Annotated in this window: 4 protein-coding genes; 1 reads left to right on the forward strand and 3 read right to left on the reverse strand. The window is 61.1% G+C overall.

Annotation, left to right across the window (positions count from 1 at the left end):
- Nucleotides 1-55 precede the first annotated feature (55 nt).
- From JQ641_RS18600 to JQ641_RS18610, 3 genes are all read right to left on the reverse strand, one after another.
- Nucleotides 56-439, reverse strand: coding sequence for a hypothetical protein (locus JQ641_RS18600; protein WP_211997440.1), 384 nt, complete (start codon nucleotides 437-439; stop codon nucleotides 56-58).
- Between the two features lie 57 nt (nucleotides 440-496).
- On the reverse strand, nucleotides 497-754 hold the full coding sequence (locus tag JQ641_RS38885) for a LuxR C-terminal-related transcriptional regulator (protein ID WP_502754972.1): 258 nt from the start codon (nucleotides 752-754) through the stop codon (nucleotides 497-499).
- A 172-nt stretch (nucleotides 755-926) separates the two neighbouring features.
- Nucleotides 927-1,346 carry a hypothetical protein gene (locus JQ641_RS18610; RefSeq protein WP_249150533.1) on the reverse strand — a complete coding sequence of 140 codons (420 nt, stop codon included), beginning with the start codon at nucleotides 1,344-1,346 and terminating at the stop codon, nucleotides 927-929.
- Nucleotides 1,347-1,581: 235 nt separating this feature from the next.
- On the opposite strand from JQ641_RS18610, the gene JQ641_RS18615 reads away from it, so the two are divergent.
- Nucleotides 1,582-19,245, forward strand: a complete 17,664-nt coding sequence (locus tag JQ641_RS18615; protein WP_211997442.1) for a T1SS-143 repeat domain-containing protein — start codon at nucleotides 1,582-1,584, stop codon at nucleotides 19,243-19,245.
- Nucleotides 19,246-19,299: the final 54 nt, after the last annotated feature.

The raw sequence follows: 19,299 nt of genomic DNA on the forward strand, positions 1-19,299 counted from the left end.
TCTTCAGCCCATGACTGTTGGGCTCAAGAACGTATGGGCTCAAGAACGTATGGGCTCAAGAACGTAGAATGGTGCACGCAACCTGGTTGTGCTTTCCAAAGTTCAGCAAGGCGTTTTCCCGGAAGCCGTCGAGCCATACACCGTGCCCTGCGTACCGATAGCCCACGCCCATCGGGATCAGCCGAACGCGGGTTGCGCCGCGACGCCCCGTGTGGAGCGATGCCGTGACGACTTCGCCCACGACACTAACGGCGATCGGGCAAAGCGGGTACTGCCGGCCGTTCTCACAGGTGAAAACGATCTCCGAACAATTGCCGATGGAGCTTGGGCCTGATGTCATCAACCCCAAATCTGCGGCGTTTGCTGGAAGGCTGCCGACACAGGCGGCGAATACAAATGAAATTGCGATCGAAAAAAAATTGCTCAATACGGCGCGCATTGCGGCCCCCAAAAGTCGGAAAAACTGGAGATAACTGAGCAAAAATTGGCCATAGGGTCAAATAGATATTCCCTCGCTCCCCTGCATTGCGGGCTGGGAACGCGCAGTGGTTCGCGGCAAGTTCAACTCATGGCGACCGCAAACACCAGTGCTTTGACGGATACTGTGCAGGTGAACTTTGACAGTACCTTCGGCCAGGCCAAGCACCTGTGCGATCTCCTTGTTCGAAGCTCGGCGTTTCAGCATTGCAACGCTCTGCAGCGACGCAAATTCAGCGGCCACCGCCACGTGGCGTGGTTCAATGGGACCCCGCATCGTCAACGAAAACCCGAACACGCTCGATGCGTTCTGGTTGACCTTGCACCAGACCACGAATCTCACCGGTCGCGGCTAGTCTCGAGCCGGGTTGCAGGCAAGGTTCGATGTGCCGAACTTGCCTGCAAGCGTCCCGTTTGTCAGTTGCCCGGGATTTCCAGGCTGCGCGTGATCAGATCTTTTGCTGCGCACCCGCGCCCGCCACATTCACGGTGATTTTCTGGATCTCCGTGCGCCCACCGTCGAACCTGACCTCGATCGTCAAGACATCATTGCCCAGGAATTCCGGCGGCGATTTGTAGAAGGCGACATAGGCCGGCACTTCGAGTGCAAGGCAGGCCTTGTAATTGGTGGCCTTCACCTTTGCGGTCTTGACGACCACCTTGCCGGATGCCGGCGGGGTCACCAGCCGTATGGTCGGCAGTGGGCCGGACGTGCAGTCGGGAAGAACGTTGAGGTAGACGCCGATCTGGGTGTCCTTGTTTGGAACGGATTTGACCGTCCGCTCGACGACTCGGGATGGCTCCTGCGCCGAGGCGAGGCCGGCAAGACCAGTCAGCACGAAGGCTGCGGCAGAAGATAATACCTTCATTCCCTGTCCCCCGATCGCTGACGGCGTTGCCCAATTTAGGCAAACCGCTCATTTCAAAGACTTTTTCGTGGCAGTCCCGGCGCCACGGCAATTTACCACACCAGAACGAAAAACAGCAGTTAACCAATTGATTTTGTTGACGGTGGAACCGGTTAACAATAGCTTAATATGACAAAAGTTCAGAATATTCTTTGCAATCTTGAATTAAACGACAGTTATTTGACGGGGTAGTTTTATGAATGCGCAATTTCAGGTTGCACAGCTTTCTGGCGCGTCTACTTCCTCCAATACCGCTGCTCCACCCCGGGTTTTCAGACTGGCGAAGCCGCTCGGCGAACAGGCTGTCGTCGTCAATGTCGGATTTGACCAGAAGGTCAAGCTCGATTTTTCCGGGATCGCGAACGAGAAGATCACGCTGGTCCGCGTCGGCGAAAAGCTGATCATCCTGTTCGACAACAAGTCGACTTTGACCGTCGAGCCGTTCTTCGATTCAAGGCATGACGGCCTGAACAACATGGCCATCGAAGTGGCGCCGGGGCGCGAAGTCTCGACCAGCGAATTTGCAAGCCTGTTTCCGGTTACCACGGATCAGTCGGTTTTGCCGGCCGCCGGCACTGCAGGCGCCAATGGCAACGCGCAGGCCAGCGGCGCGAATTTCAGCGGTAACTCCGTTGATCCGTTTAGCACGGGTAACCCGCTCGATCTGCTTGGCCAGGAAGAGCTCGGCACGTTTGCCCTCGGCCCGCAGACCACGCTGCTGGCAAACAACTTTCCGACCATTTTGGCGAACGCGGCGATTGCGTTCGACGAAGACGGGTTGACCGGAGGCAATCTCGGCGGCATCGGCGACCTCGACCCGACCAGCAACGGGCCGATCGCGGCGGTCGGAGTGCTCGCGCATGAGTATGGCGCGGATGGCGCCGGCAGCACGCTTCTTCTCGGCACGGGCGCGCCAACGGGATTTACCTACGCGCTGAGCGCCGGCGGGACCGTTCTGACGGTCAGCCAGATCCAGAACGGCATCAGCGTGGCCGTTCTCCAGGTTACGCTCAGCGACACGATCGGCGGCGCATACACGGTCACGCAGTTGCACGCGATCGATCACACAACGGCCGGCAACGAAAACGATCAGTTCTTCACGTTCAACTATCGCGTTACCGACGGCAATGGCGACACCATCGACGGCACGCTCGCCCTGACCGTCAACGACGATAGTCCGGTGGTTTCGGCAAATGCTCCGATCAATTTCGACGAGGATGCGCTGGCCGGTGGCAACCTCGGCGGTACCGGTGACCTCAATCCCGGTACCAACGGCCCGATCACCGCGAGCGGGGTCCTCGCGCACAATTATGGCGCGGATGGCGCCGGGTCGCTGCTGCTGGTTCCCACGGGCGGCACTGCCGGATTTACCTATTCAGTGAACGCCGCCGGCACGGTTCTGACCATCAGCCAGTTTCAGGATGGCTCGAACGTCAGCGTTCTGCAGGTCGTGCTGACCGATCGGACGTCGGGCAATTACACGGTCACCCAGCTTCATGCGATCAATCATGCGCCGGGTCAGGACGAGAACAACCAGACCTTCACCTTCAACTACAACGTCACCGACCACGACGGCGACTCCGTTACGGCAACGGTGTCCCTGACGGTCAATGACGATACGCCGGTTGCCCTTTCGGGTACGCCTTCCGAAGGCCAGGAAGAGGGACCGGGTTCGTTTGGGACGGTGTACGAGGACGGACTGAACAACCTTCAATCCGTCGGCAATTCGGAAAGTATCTTCCAGACGACCGGGGTCGTGATCCACGCGGTGGATCTGCTGAGCTTTGTTTCCTTCGGCGCGGACAAGCCGGGGACGTTCGGTATCAATCCCGGCGCCACGGCGCCGCTTTTGTTCTCGCACGGCGTTCAGATTGTCTATTCGGTCAACGCAGGCGGAGACACGCTGACCGCTACCGCCGGCGCCCGGACCGTGTTCACGTTGCACGACAATGGCGATCAGACCTTTACATTCGTGCTCGCCGACCAGATCGACCATAACCCGCTGGATTCGGGTGGCGGCGATTTCGAGTCGATCAACATCAATCTTGCGTCGGCGTTCCTGGCGACGGATTTCGACGGCGACAGCGTGGTGTTGCAGGGTCAGATCAACATCCGTGTTGAAAACGACGTTCCGGTTCAGAATTTCTCCGCGACGCCCGTCACCGGCTCGGTTCAGGAAGATGCCCTGACCGATGCCAACTCCAACAATCATTCGGTCGGTAACGCCGAAGGCAGCAGCCAGACCACCGTTGCCGAAGGAGAATTGTCGTCTCTCGTGACGGTTGGCGCCGACGAGACCGGAACGTTCTCGCTGGTCTCCGCGCCGAGCGGGTTGCCGACGCTGACGTCAAAGGGCGGCACGGTCCTTTACTCCGTCGATGGCGATACGTTGACCGCGTATGTGGATGGCGGCGACGCCGGCTACCAGGCCGGAACAGATCGCGCCGTGTTCACCTTGCAGGTTTCGTCAAGCGGACACTACAAGTTCACGCTGCTCGACCAGATCGATCACGTGCTCAATTCGCCGGCTAACAGCGACGCCGAGACTCTCGTTCTGAACTTTGCCTCCGCGATCAAATTTACCGATTTCGATGGCGATTCCATCACGTTGTCGGGCGGGTTTAGCATTTCGGTCGAGGACGATATCCCGGTCCTGACGACGGCTTCGGTGTCGGCGAGTGTGGAAGAAGACGACCTCAACAATGCGCAGTCTGTCGGCAATAACGAGGACGCGTCGGTTGGCAAGACGGTCGCAACCGGTTCGCTGACGACGCTGGTATCGGTCGGCACCGACGAGCCGGGCACGTTCTCGCTCGATACGACGTTTGCGTCGCTGACCAGCCAGGGCCTGGCCTCTCATGGCCTCGCGCTGAGCTATAGTGTCGCCGGCGACACGCTGACGGCCAAGGCCGGGGCGCTGACGGTGTTCACCGTGCAGGTAACGGCGGGCGGAGATTACACCTTTACCCTGGTCGACCAGCTCGATCATGTGTCGGGCAACGGTGAGAACAGCCTGACCATCGACCTGTCGTCGATCGTGCGCTTTACCGATTTCGACGGCGATACCGTTTCGCTTTCCAACGAATTCAAAGTCACCGTGCAGGATGACATTCCGGTCCTGTCGACGGCTTCGCTGTCGGTGACGGTGGAAGAAGACGACCTCAACAATGCGCAATCACTCGGCAACAACGAGGACGCGTCGGTTGGCAAGACGGTCGCAACCGGTTCGCTGACGACGCTGCTATCGGTCGGCGCCGACGAGCCGGGCACGTTCTCGCTCGATACGACGTTTGCGTCGCTGACGAGCCAGGGCCTGGCCTCTCATGGCGTCGCGCTGAGCTATAGTGTTTCCGGTGACACGCTGACCGCCAAGGCCGGGGCGCTGACGGTGTTCACCCTGCAAGTGACGGCGGGCGGAGATTACACGTTCACCCTGGTCGACCAGCTCGACCATGTGTCGGGCAACGGTGAGAACAGCCTGACCATCGACCTGTCGTCGGTCGTGCGCTTCACCGATTTCGACGGCGATACCGTTTCGCTTTCCAACGATTTCAAAGTCACCGTGCAGGACGACATTCCGGTCCTGACGACGGCTTCGGTGTCGGTGACCGTGGAAGAAGACGACCTCAACAATGCGCAATCACTCGGCAACAACGAGGATGCGTCGGTTGGCAAGACGGTCGCAACCGGTTCGCTGACGACGCTGGTATCGGTCGGCACCGACGAGCCGGGCACGTTCTCGCTCGGTACGACATTTGCGTCGCTGACGAGCCAGGGCCTGACCTCTCATAACGTCGCGCTGAGCTATAGTGTTGCCGGCGACACGCTGACGGCCAAGGCCGGGGCGCTGACGGTTTTCACCGTGCAGGTGACGGCGGGCGGAGATTACACCTTTACTCTGGTCGACCAGCTCGACCATGTGTCGGGCAACGGTGAGAACAGCCTGACCATCGACCTGTCGTCGGTCGTGCGCTTCACCGATTTCGACGGCGATACCGTTTCGCTTTCCAACGATTTCAAAGTCACCGTGCAGGACGACATTCCGGTCCTGACGACGGCTTCGGTGTCGGCGACCGTGGAAGAAGACGACCTCAACAATGCACAGTCTGTCGGCAACAACGAGGATGCGTCGGTTGGCAAGACGGTCGCAACCGGTTCGCTGACGACGCTGGTATCGGTCGGCGCCGACGAGCCGGGCACGTTCTCGCTCGGGACGACATTTGCGTCGCTGACCAGCCAGGGCCTGACCTCTCATGGCGTCGCGCTGAGCTATAGCGTTGCCGGTGACACGCTGACGGCCAAGGCCGGTGCGCTAACGGTATTCACCGTACAGGTGACGTCGGGCGGAAATTACACGTTTACCCTGGTCGACCAGCTCGACCATGTATCGGGCAACGGTGAGAACAACCTGACCATCGACCTGTCGTCGGTCGTGCGCTTTACCGATTTCGATGGCGATACCGTTTCGCTTTCCAACGATTTCAAAATCGTCGTGCAGGACGATATCCCGGTCCTGACTTCTGCGCCGGCGATCTCGCGGGTCGTCGACGAAGACGACATCAATACCAACTGGTCGCAGGGCACCAGCCCGGGCGACGGCAGCGCCGACGGCTCGCTGACCGAAGGCTCCACCGGCGCCGCAATCGTTACCGGAACGCTGTCGGGCCTGGTTTCCGTGGGTGCCGACGAACCCGGCAGATTTGGATTCACGTCGACCGCGGTTGCCCAACTGACGGCGCTTGGCCTGTTCTCGAAGCAGACCGCGCAGGGCGACGGCGACAACGGCAAGCCATTATTCTATCTGACCTCGTCGAGTGGCAACGAAGTGGTCATCACGGGATACGAGCCGAACCCGCAGGGTAATCCGGTTTTCTCGCTGACCCTGAACACCGTCACCGGCGCCTATGAATTCCGCCTGTTCGACGAGTTGATTCATGCCGTCGACAACGGCGAAAACACCGCACTGCGCTCCGGCTTGCCGGGCGTCAACGGTCAAGCAACCGTTCCCTATCTCGATCTCGGCTCGATCATCAACTTTACGGACCGGGATGGCGACACCGTCAATCTGAGCGGCAAGTTCACGGTGACCGTCACCGACGATGTGCCGCAGGCCGATATCGACCTGGATGGCGGCTCGGTTACGATCGACGAAACGGCCGGCAACCAGGCCGACGACACCACCTCCAGCAGCGTCAGGGCGCTGTTCGCCAACCTCGAAGCTTCCGGCATTGTCGGTCACGATCCCGACGTCCCCGGCAATCAAGGCGGCGTATTCCCCAACGACCACAATGGCTCCGTCGCCGGCTATGGCGCGCTGGCCTACGCCCACAGCGATGGCGCGGTGGTTACCGACGATTCCATCATCGGCTCGGATTCTCCTGCGTACCCGCATCAGTATTCGCTGAGCATCTCCGGCGGCGCAGCGTCCGGACTTTTCATAACTGACGGCAGCCCGATCAATCTGTCTGTCAACGCGGGCGGCCTCGTGATCGGCACCGTCGGCGGTGCAGGGCCGTTTGCCGGCAAGGTCGCCTTTGCGATCGCCATCCATTCCAACGGTGAAGTCAGCGTCGCGCAGTATCTGTCGATCAGGCACGACGATCCCGGCGATTCGAATGAATCGAATGATGCCAACGACAACAATTCCTCGACCAACCTCCAGACGCTGAGCGGCAAGATCGTCGCCACGCTGACGGTGACGGATTCGGACGGCGACCAGTCCGCGAACTCGGTCAATATCGGCAATCTCATCAACTTCCTGGATGACGGCCCCTCGGTCTCGTCCAACGACCGCGTCGTGCTCGAGGATGATGACCTCGCCAACGGCATCGACGGCGGTCCGAACGACGACAGCGCGCCGCAGAATGCGTCCGGCACGCTCGAGCACGCCTACGGCGCCGACGGACCGGGCAGCACGCTGCTGACCGGCGTCAACCTGCCGTCCGGACAGGGATTCACGTCCACCGTGGCCCCTGACGGCCTGTCGCTGACGATCAAGCAGAATGGCGTCGATGTCCTGCTGGTCACCCTGACCGATGCGACGAGCGGCAACTATACCGTTACCCAGCTTCACGCGATCGATCATCCGACGCTGAACGGCCAGAACGGCGACGATACCGAGAACAACGTCATCTTCACGGTGAACTACCGCGTCACCGACGGCGATGGTGACACCGTCAACGGCTCGATGGAAGTGAACGTCGACGACGATTCGCCGGAGCCGAACTTTGTGCTGCAGTCCGGCACGCTCGTCGTGGTCGACGAAACCGCAGGTCCGCAGAGCATCACTGCGACGCCGTCAGTCCCCGGCGACGCCAACGACAACGACATCACCAATCCGTTCCCGGTCAGCGTCACCAATCCCGGCGTTCCCGGAACCGACTCGACCCTGTTTGGCGCCCCGCAGGTTTCGCAGAGCGTCGGCGCCGTGGTTGCGGTTACGCCGAACTACGGCGCCGACGGTGCCGGCTCGGTGGTCTATTCGATCGACGTTCCCAACAGCAGCGTGGCGTCCGGCCTCACGACGACTTCGGGCCATCCGATTACCCTGTTCGAAGTGAACTCGACGCTGATCGTCGGCCGCTACGACGTCAATAATGGTAGCGTCGGCGCCAACGATCCAGCCGCCTTCGCCATCTATATCAACCCGACCACGGGCGTGATGTCGGTCATCCAGTACGTCCCGATCATGCACGACGATCGCGGCGACTTCGATGAAGACAATGACAACGGCAACAACGCCAACGATGCGGCGCCGAACGATCCGCTGACCGCACAGCAGTGGATCACGAACAGCGCGCTGCGCGTCACCGCGACGGTCACCGACCACGACGGCGATTCCGTCGACCAGAGATTCGACATCGGCAACAAGATCCGCTTTGAGGACGATGGTCCGAGCCTGACCGTCACCGCGCCGGCTGCGATCAGCGGTCTCGATTTCGGTACCTTCGTTCCCAATGGCAACGCTTGGGGTACCGACAGCGGCACTGCGACCGGCACCAACGGCGGCTGGACCATTGCCGATGCCAACCAGGGCCACACTGGTGGTGCTCTGCTCGGAAATACCGGCCCGGGCGCCGTTCAACTGGAGCGTGTCGGCGACGGGTACCTCGGCTTGCACTCGTCGACCAACGGCTTCATGGTCGATCTCGATGCGTCGGCGCGCGACGTCAACATCAGCCAGGTCGTGAACGGTCTGGCCGTCGGCCAGACCTACGATTTGCGTTTTGAAGCAGGCTCGCCGTCGCCCGGAACCTCCCATCTCGAAGTCTGGTTTGGCGGCGTCAAGGTTGGCGACATCACGCCGACCGGGCAGATGCAGCAATATGCCATCACGCTGACCGGTGGCTCAGGCGATGCCAGCAATCGTCTCGAGTTCCGTGAGACCGGTACGCCCGATAATCACGGCACGTATCTCGCCAACGTCTCGGTCGGCGATATCGTCATCGATGAAACCGCTGGAATCCAGGCCTATCCGGATTCGAATGAGGTTGCGGCCAACACGCTGTTCAATGCGATCGCGCAAAAGGGGACGGACCCCGACATGGCGCCGCAGTTTGCGGCGGGAACGTCTCCTGCGGTCTCCGTGGCCGCGAGCTTCGGGGCGGACGGTCCGTTTGGCGGCTCGGCCGCGACGGGGACCTCCTATTCGGTGTCGACGACTGGCGGAACAAACCATGTCAATTCCGGTTTGACCACGACTGCCGGTCAGCAGATCTACCTGTTCAACGAGACCTACGCAGGCATTACCTACGTCGTTGGACGTTACGATTCCGACGGTGTCGGCGGGGCAAGCAACGCCGGTTATGCCAACGGAACGGTGCAGGATGCCGCGGCTTTCGCCTTCTCCATCGACAGCACCGGGCACATTCAGGTTGTGCAGTATGTCTCGCTGTATCAGCCGAACACCGCCAGCAACGATGAAGGCGTGTTCCTGAAGGCGGGTTCGCTCTCGGTCAACGTCACCGTCACCGACGGCGATTCCGACAGTCTGACCAAGAGCGCCGATGTTTCCGCGAGCATTCGGTTTGACGATGACGGCCCGACGCTGATTTCCGGAACGTCCGTTAAGGCGGAGGTGGATGAAGACGGTCTGCATTTGCCCGGCTTCTCCAACTCGAACGCGGATGGTTCTCCGCTTCTGCGCGATGGAGAGGTGACCGGCACCAATTCGGCTACGGCGAGTTCCGTGACCTATGGCGAACTCGATGCCCTCGTCAATTTCGGCGCGGACGGCTTCGGCAGCTTTGGCCTCAAGGCGATGAACAGTCCGGTCGACAGCGGATTGAAGTCGAAGGACGGCCAGATTCTCATCATCACCGATGCAAACGGGCTGCACGGCTACGTCGACAATGGCACCGCCGGATTCGACCCGACGCCGGTGACTGGCGACCGCGAAGTCTTCACGCTGACGGTGAATACCGACGGTTCCTACACGTTTACGCTGAAGGACCAGATCGATCATTCGGTTCTCGACGGCGAGGGCGTCGGCAACAACGAGAATACGACGTTCATCGACCTGTCGACCTATGTCGTCGCCACGGACGGCGACGGCGACAGCGTGCCGCTTGGGGCCGGGTCTTTCACCGTCAAGGTGGTCGACGACATCCCGGTCGTCACCGTGCGCGCTCCCGAACAAGAAGTCCATGTCGACCGCGAGACCCTGAGTTTTGATCTCAAGGGCGGCAACGATGTCGTCGGCGGCGTGTCGACAAACTCGATCAAGGGAATCTGGGCGACCGGCGTAGACCTGACCGACAACGACGACACGGCCAACACCAGCAACAATTCCATCGGCATTGGCGACGGCCAGAGCATCGATGGACTTGGCCACCAGGGCCAGAAAACGACCGGTCCCGAGATTCTCACGCTTGAGTTCTTCGAGAACGTCAACATTCCGAACGGCAACGGACAGCCGACGCACGGCGCCGCGTACGATGTCAATGTGTTCCGGTTCTCGATCGACGCTGCCGAATCGCAGCAGAATGATGATGCTGTCGTATTCGTCAGCGTGTTGAACAACGGCTCGGTTGTTTCACCGAACGACTACGTCGTTACGATCAACGGCGCGGCGCCCTCGACGGTCGCGATCGTCCACAACGTCTATGACAACGGGACGTTGATTGGTTACGTATTCGAGAATGTTCCGGACGACGCGGACTTCCAGATCACGAGCGCTTCGGGCTTCGACACTGTCAAGGTCGGGAATTACAACGGCTTTGCGTTCACGACGGACAACAATGCGAGCGAGACGGTCAGCACCGGAAATTCGTTCAAGGTCTATGGTTTGGAAGCCGACATCCTGACGGAGGTCGTAACCCTCGAAACCTTCAAGGTCAGCCACGACGAAAGCCCGGGCGTCAATACTGCCGCCGATCCGAATGCGGCAAATGACATCGCTGTCGACAACGACGCCAATACGCCGGCGCCTGCGGCGCCATCGGCCATCTTCGACGCCAATGCGATTGGCTACGCCAGGTCCGAGATCAGCGTGACCTCGCCCGGCTCCCTGTTCGCCGGCACCGTGGGCGCCGACGAGAACGGCACCTGGTCGTTCAAGGTCACCTCCGCCAACGGCGGCGCGATCAGCAACCTCGATTCCGGGCTGCAGACGCTCGACGGCACCCACATCATGCTGTCGACCGAAGCCAGCGGGGCTGTCGTCGGTATGGCGAACCAGACGGCAGTCTTCAGGGTCTATGTGGATGCAGACGGATTCGTCTGGGTGGCGCAGTACCAGGCGATCCAGCATGATGTGGCCGGTTCCGACCAGGCTGCGTTCGACGACATCGCGATCGTCACCGCTGCTCTGCACATCCAGGGCACGCTGACGGATTTCGATCACGACGCGATCACCAAGGTGTCTCCGGTCGCGCTCAACGTTCAGTTCCAGGATGATGGCCCGCTCGCCGTCGCGGAAGGATCGCAGACCGTCGTTGAAGGTTCTGCGCCTCTTCAGGGTCAGCTCGACTTCAATGCGGGCACTGACGGCGCGACCGTCACGCAGGTCAACGGGCAGAACCTGATTTTCGGTATCGATGGCTATTCCCAGGCCATCAGCACCAGCCACGGCAGCATCCAGGTCACCGCCAGCGGCGCCTACAAGTTCACGCCCCAGGCCGACGATTTTCACCAATCCGGAGGCGCGTCCAACTTCACCTACACCGTGACCGACGGCGACGGCGATACTTCGGGATCGACGGTGGCATTCGTGGTCACCGACGACACCGACGTCACCACGGTGACGCTGAACGACAGGATGGTGAATGAAGGCGCCGGCACGGCGACGATCACCGCCAGCGTCGACCATGCCCCGCAGGGCAGCAGTCTCGTGTTGTCGCTGAGCAATGGTGCGACGATCACGATCCTTGCCGGCCAGACGACGGGCACCTCGACCCCGTTTGCCGTGCAGGGCGACGACCCCTATATCGACAACCAGACCTACACTGTTTCGATCACCGGCTCGACCGGCGGCAACTACGAGTCGTTGAACAAGGCCGACACGGCGACGGTGACGATCAACGACACGATCGACCCGACGACGGTGACGCTATCCGCCTCGACGGTGCTGGAAGGATCGAACGCGAGCTACGTGTTCACCGCGACGCTGTCGAACGCCTCGCACGGTACCACCACGATCACGACCGACCAGGGCGTGATCACGATTCTCGATAACCAGACCACGGGCACGCTGACGGTTGCTCCTAATCCGGCGAACGTCGAGGATCCCTATGTGGATCCGACCCAGCTGACGGCGACGGTCACCGCGGTGAGCGGCGGCAACTTCGAGAACCTGACGGGGATCGGAGCCTCGGCGACCGCGCACATCAACGACACGACCACGACCAATTTCGTAACGCTGGACAATGTGGTGGTCGCCGAGAACCAGACGTTCGTCTATACGGCGCACCTGGATTATGCGCCGATATTGACGCCGTTCACGGTGACGCTGAGCAACAACGTCACCATCACCTTTGCGCCCGGTCAGACCCTGGCCACGTCTGCGCCGCAGTCGGCGCAGGGCGATGACGTGTATCTGGATGGCCAGGTGATCCCCGTCTCGATCACCGGCGCCTCGGGCGGCGGTTTCGAGGCCGTCAACTTCACGACTTACGGCAATGCCACGGTAACGATCAACGACACGGTCGACCCGACCACGGTGACCCTGACCGCCTCGACGGTGTCGGAAGGCCCCGGCGCGAACTATCTGTACACGGCGACGCTGTCGAATATCTCGCATGGCACCACCACGATCACGACCGACAAGGGCGTGATCACGATCGGCGATGGCCAGACCACGGGCACGCTGACGGTGAACCCGGTTCCGGTGAACGGCGAAGATCCCTATCTGGATGCGAGCCAGCTGACGGCGACGGTCACCGCGGTGAGTGGCGGAAACTTCGAGAACCTGACGGGGATCGGAAACTCCGCGACGGCGCATATCAACGACACGACCGACCCGACGACGGTTAGCCTGAGCGCCTCGACGGTGTCCGAAGGTCCCGGCGCGAGCTACCTGTTCACGGCGACGCTGTCGAACGCCTCGCAGGGCACCACCACGATCACGACCGACAAGGGCGTGATCACGATCGGTGACGGCCAGACCACGGGCACGCTGGCGGTCAACCCGGTTCCGGCGAACGGCGAGGATCCCTATCTCGACAGCAGCCAGCTGACGGCGAACATCACCAATGCGACCGGCGGCAATTTCGAGAACCTGCAGGTGCTGCAGGCCTCGGCGACGGCGCATATCAACGACACGACCGACCCGACGACGGTGAGCCTGAGCGCCTCGACGGTGTCGGAAGGTCCCATCGCGAGCTATTTGTTCACGGCGACACTGTCGAACGCCTCGCAGGGCACCACCACGATCACGACCGACAAGGGCGTGATCACGATCGGTGACGGCCAGACCACGGGCACGCTGACGGTCAACCCGGTTCCGGCGAACGGCGAGGATCCCTATCTCGACAGCAGCCAGCTGACGGCGAACATCACCAACGCGACCGGCGGCAACTTCGAGAACCTGACGGTGCTGCAGGCCTCGGCGACCGCGCATATCAACGACACGACCGACCCGACGACGGTGAGCCTGAGCGCCTCGACGGTGTCGGAGGGACCGAGCGCGAGCTATTTGTTCACGGCGACGCTGTCGAACGCCTCGCAGGGTACCACCACAATCACGACCGACCAGGGCGTGATCACGATCACGGACGGGAATACGACCGGGACACTGGTCTTGCCGGCCGGCAATGGCGAGGACGTCTACTTCGACGGGTCGAGCCTGACCGCGACGATCACCAACGCGACCGGCGGCAACTTCGAGCAGATCAACATCGGCACGGCGACCGCGACTTCGAATGTCAATGACACCATCACTCCGGTGACCGTGAGCCTGTCGACGAGCAACGTGCAGGAGAATGTCGCCAACGTCACCTTTACTGCGACGCTGTCGAGCGCCTCGCAGGGCAATACCATTGTCCACACCAGCCAGGGCGATATCACGATCGGCGACGGCCAGACCACGGGCACGCTGCTCGTTGCGACCAGCAACAGCGAGGACGTCTACGTCGATCCGTCGAGCGTTACGGCGACGATCACCAGCGCAACCGGTGGCAATTTCGAGCAGATCAACATCGGCACCGCGAGCGCCACGGCGCAGGTCACCGACACCACAAATCCGGTAACGGCGACGCTGACCACGTCTGCGACGACGATATCGGAAACCGGTGGCTCCATCACCTACACGATCACGCTCAGCGGCACGCCGGGATCGATCGATCCTGACAACAATCTGGTGTTCACGCTGACCAACGGCGAGCAGATTACGGTTGCGGCCGGGGCGACCAGCGGTTCGTTCACGAAAACTTACACCGACGCAGAGATCACCAGTCAGGCGTCCATTTCAAACTCGATCTCGACCGTGACCGGTGGAGCGGAGTACGAGCAGTTGCTCAAGACGGGCACCACTTCGGTCCCGGTCGACTACAAGCCCACGGTAACGGACAGCGCTTCCGCGTTGATCGTCAACGAAGCTGCGCTCGACACCACGCAAGCGGGGTCTGACCTGGCGGCGGGTGTGAAGACTGGTTCGCAATCGAACCTGACTTCCGAGACCGCCGTCGATACCAACGGCCTGACCTTCAAGGCGGGGTCGGAGAGCATTACGTCGATCAAATTCGCAGATCCGAACAATGTCCTCGACGCATACGCGACGCCATCTTTCGCCAACCTCGCCAGCGGCACAGCACAGTGGTCGCTGTCGGACGACGGGCGGACTCTGACTCTGGCATTTGCCGGGCAGACCGCGCTCATAATGGCATTGACCGGATCGTCGACACTGGCTGCGAATGCCACCGGAGCGGTCACGGTGACGACGACGCTGGTCGACCGTTTCGCGCATCTCGTGCCGTCCAGCGTGCTCGATGTGATCCTGGGTGGGGTCAAGGTGGTCGCTACCGACACTTCCGGTGATCAGGTTGCCGGAACGGTCACGGTCAATATCGTCGACGACGTGCCGTTGGCGGTTGCGGACCCGACCGCCCTGACGGTTCTGGAGACCGCGGGGCAAACCATAGGGACGAATCTACTTAGCAACGATAGCCTTGGCGCCGATGGTGCCACGGTGACTGCGGTTGATATTGGCGCCGGCTTCCAGAACATTGGGACCAGCGGGACCACGGTACTGTCGAACGCCAACGGGACTTACACGTTCCAGGCCAACGGCACATGGACGTTCGATCCTAACGTCAATGCCTCTGCATCGAACCAGACCGGCAACTTCACCTACCAGATCACCGACGGCGACGGCGACACCTCGACCGCGACGCAGGCGGTCAATATCACCAACGTGTCGAGCCCGCTTCTGCTCGTCGGTTCGGACGCCGGCGATCAGACCGGCGAGGGCACCGATCATACCGTTCCGAATCCGCAAGGATTGGCCGATGGCGTGCTGCAGGGCGGTGACCTTGCTGACAAGATCGTGGGCGATCCAGGTGCGGTAACTGTCCAGCCAGGGCAGTCTGCGAACATTGTGCTGGTGCTCGACCGCTCGCCCAGCATGACCGGCGATGACGGCGAGATCGACGGCGGGACTACCCGGCTGGAAGCGATGAAGGATGCGGTCCAGGCGCTGATCAACAGCCTCGGCTCGTCAGGTGCGCAGAATATCCGCGTGCATGTCGTGCAGTTCGACGGGGATGCTCAATCTCTTGGAACATTTGACATCGTCGTGAGCGGCGCCGGCGTTCCGGCTACCATAACGACCGTCAACACCGCGGTCGAGAACATGCTCACTGCGGAACAGCCGGGCGGTACGGGTCCTGGCGGCACGAACTATGAAGCCGGCCTCTATCAGGCTTACAGGTGGATCAACGGCGAATTGGGCAACGCCCCGCTCGCTGGCGCGCAAGTCAATCGAGTTGTGTTCATTTCGGATGGTGAGCCGAACATCTACATGACCGGTGAACATGGATCGTCGACCACAAGTACCTCGAGCGCGTCGACGGCCATGGCTCATGTTCTCGGCACCCTTCCCGGAACCGATGTGTCGAACGAAGTGACGATGATCGAGAATCATTCGAGCTTCACTGGCGCAAGCAAGTTCCAGATCGAGGCCATCGGCATCGCCATCAGCGACCTCAGCAACCTGAATGACGTCGAGGACGGTGTTGGCGGCGCGACGGGCGGCGGTACCGCCACGAATGTGACAACGGCATCACAACTGGTATCGGTCGTCAGCGTACTTGGCGGTTCGACCGCACTGGCCGCCGCCGGCAACGACACGATCAATGCCGGTGATGGCAACGACATCGTCTTCGGCGACGTGCTGCACACAGATTCCCTGGCGACGGCTCGCGGGGTTTCCGTGCCCGCCGGTTCTGGATGGGCCGTATTCCAGACCCTTGAAAACAGAGCAAACAACGAAACTGACGATCCTGCAGGTAACGGCGCCGATTGGACCCGCGCCGACACGGTCGCTTACATAGCTGCCAATCATCTGTCCTTGTCCGCCGAAAGCGGTCGCGCCGGTGGCAACGACGTGATTGACGGCGGCGCCGGGGACGACATCATCTATGGCCAGGAAGGCAACGACGTCATCACCGGTGGTACCGGCGATGATACGATGTCGGGCGGCAGCGGTAACGATACGTTCAACCTTGCCAACGGTGACTTCGTCGCGACCGAGTCCATCGACGGCGGGTCTGGAACCGACACTATCGTCTTGACCAATGTGATGACGGTTGATTTCAACATCGGGACGGTCATTGGCATCGAAGCGCTAACCGGTAGCAGCGGAAATGATATCGTAACGCTGTCCGGCTCGCTCTCGGCGTCTCTGGGTACGATTGATCTCGCTGGAGGCACCGACAGCTTGACGCTGGCCAATGCCGCCAACACGCTGACGGTAAGCAACACCGAGACCATCACGGGAGCCGCCGGGAATGATGCGATCACGTTAGGTACGGCTCAGGCTTCGGGCACGATCAATCTCAATGGTGGTACCGACAGCTTGACGCTGGCCAACGGCACCAACGCGTTGACGGTGAGCAACACCGAGACGATCACGGGCGGTACCGGGAATGACGCGATCACGCTGGGCGCAGCTCAGGCCTCTGGCACGATCGACCTTGCCGGCGGCACCGACAGCTTGACGCTGGCCAACGGCACCAACACGCTGACGGTAAGCAACACCGAGACGATCACGGGCGAGACCGGGAATGACACCATCACGCTCGGCACTGCACAGACATCGGGCACGATCAATCTTGGCACCGGCACGAACGCCCTAAATCTCGCGGCCGGCACCAATATGTTGTCGATATCGAACGTAGGCACTGTCACGGGTACCGCCAGCAGCGACATCCTGACGCTGACTGCCGCCTTTACCGGCGGTACGATCGACCTCGGCGGCGGCACCGGCGACGTGCTGAACTTGGGTAACTTCACCAACACGCTGACGGTGAACAACACCGAGACCATTGTCGGCGGTACCGGCGTCGACACGATCACCGCGGACGGTGGTAGCAGCACGATTACCGGCGGTGCTGGCGCCGACGTGCTGGCGGGCGGGGCAGGCAACGACACCTACGTCTACGGTGCTGCGGATGCGGCTGCCGGTGAGAATATCGTCGAGGCCGCCGGTGGCGGGATCGACATTATCCGTACCACGGCAACGACTGACTTCAGCGCCCTGACTGTCAATGGCGGGACCGATCTTTCGGGAGCAGGTTCGCTCGGCATCGAACAAATAATCATTGCGGGTAGCACCACGGCGACCTTCAACGGTGCGCAGTTGACCGGAAACGCGATAGCGATCAACGAATTTGCGGAGGCTACGACAAGTTTGGTCATCAACGTCGCCTCAGGCGCGACCGGTGACTTCTCCAACCTTACGTTCGGGGCAGTAGGTGCCGGAAATGCCTTCGACGAGGCAGATAACATAACCATCAACGGAAGCACCGGAAATGAAATCATCACCGCCACTACTCTCGGTGCCACGGTTAACGCAGGCGCCGGCATTGATCGGGTGGTTATCGAGGCAGGTACAAGCGCCGCATCGTGGAACATCAATTTAGGGGCGGGCGATGGGGCAGTCGACACGATCGTCTTCAAGCATGCCGGGATAGGCCTAGGTCATGATACGGTCGCCACCGTTTCCGCCTTCGCTGTGGCGAACGATCGGGTTGCAATCAAATTTTCCAACACGGACGTAACCGGTACCAGTTTCGCGGAGATCACGACGGATGGTACCGCGATCGCCGGGACGCAAGTTGTTGAAGTCAAGATTGCTGCCCGTGTGACTTCTAATCTCACCGACGACTCTAACAGCGGTGACATTGAAGACATTATTGCTGCGGCCACCAATAGCATCGCCGCCGGTAACTACACGTTTGTCATTTACTCATCGACATTAGCTAACGCGGATGCGGGTGTCTATTCGGTGAACATTACTGATCCTACGAACCCCAACACTGGCTCGATGACGGTCGAGCACATCATGACACTCAGTGGCGTTGGGTACGGGAATTTGACGACGTCGAATTTCGTGGCAGCCGGTGCCGACCCAATCGTCCTCGATCTCGATCAAAACGGAATCTCGTTCAGCTCCATCGGCGAAGGCGTCCAGTTCGACATTAACCACGATGGCGTCCCGGACCAGCTTGCCTGGACCGCCAACGGCGGAGACGGCATCCTCGCGCTAGATGTCGACGGTTCAGGCAAGATCGAAGGTGGCAAGGAGCTGTTCACGCCGGTCTTCAATGGCGGCAACTTCGCTGATGGTATCGCCGCGCTGGCGAGCCTCGACGGCAACCATGACGGCGTGATCGACAACAAGGATCAGGCGTTCGGTGAGCTCGTGGTCTGGCAGGATGCCAATCACAATGGCATCAGCGAAGCGGGTGAACTGGCCAAGCTCGGCGATCTCGGCATCAAGAGCATCGAGCTTGCGACCACGGCTGGCGCTCCCATCGACGGGCAGAATATCGCCGGCGTTGGGTCGTTCACGTACGCCGATGGCGCCAAAGGCACGTTCGTCGAGGTCGATCTCGATGCCTCGCTCGGCACCGCGCCGGCGCAACCGTCGGCCGAGGCGGCCGACGCCAATCATCCGACCCAGGCTGCCGAGGTACACGACCTGCCGATGACCGCGGCGGCAGCGGCCGACATCGTCGTGGAGTTCGATCACGGCGGCCGCGATATCGACCTCAACGCGCTGCTGGGAGCGGTCGCTCCGGCGCCGCAGCAGATGCCGAGCGGCGAGGCCCATCCGCCGCTGCTGGATGCAGTCTCAACGCCCGCTGCGATCACGCTCATGCATGAGCAGGCACAGCTTGCCATGCAGCTTGCGGCTCACTAGCCGCGGCGTCATTAGACGAGAAATCCGCCGGCTTCGCGCCGGCGGATTTTTTTT

It is taken from the genome of Bradyrhizobium sp. JYMT SZCCT0180 (assembly GCF_018130165.1).
Taxonomy (GTDB): Bacteria; Pseudomonadota; Alphaproteobacteria; order Rhizobiales; family Xanthobacteraceae; genus Bradyrhizobium.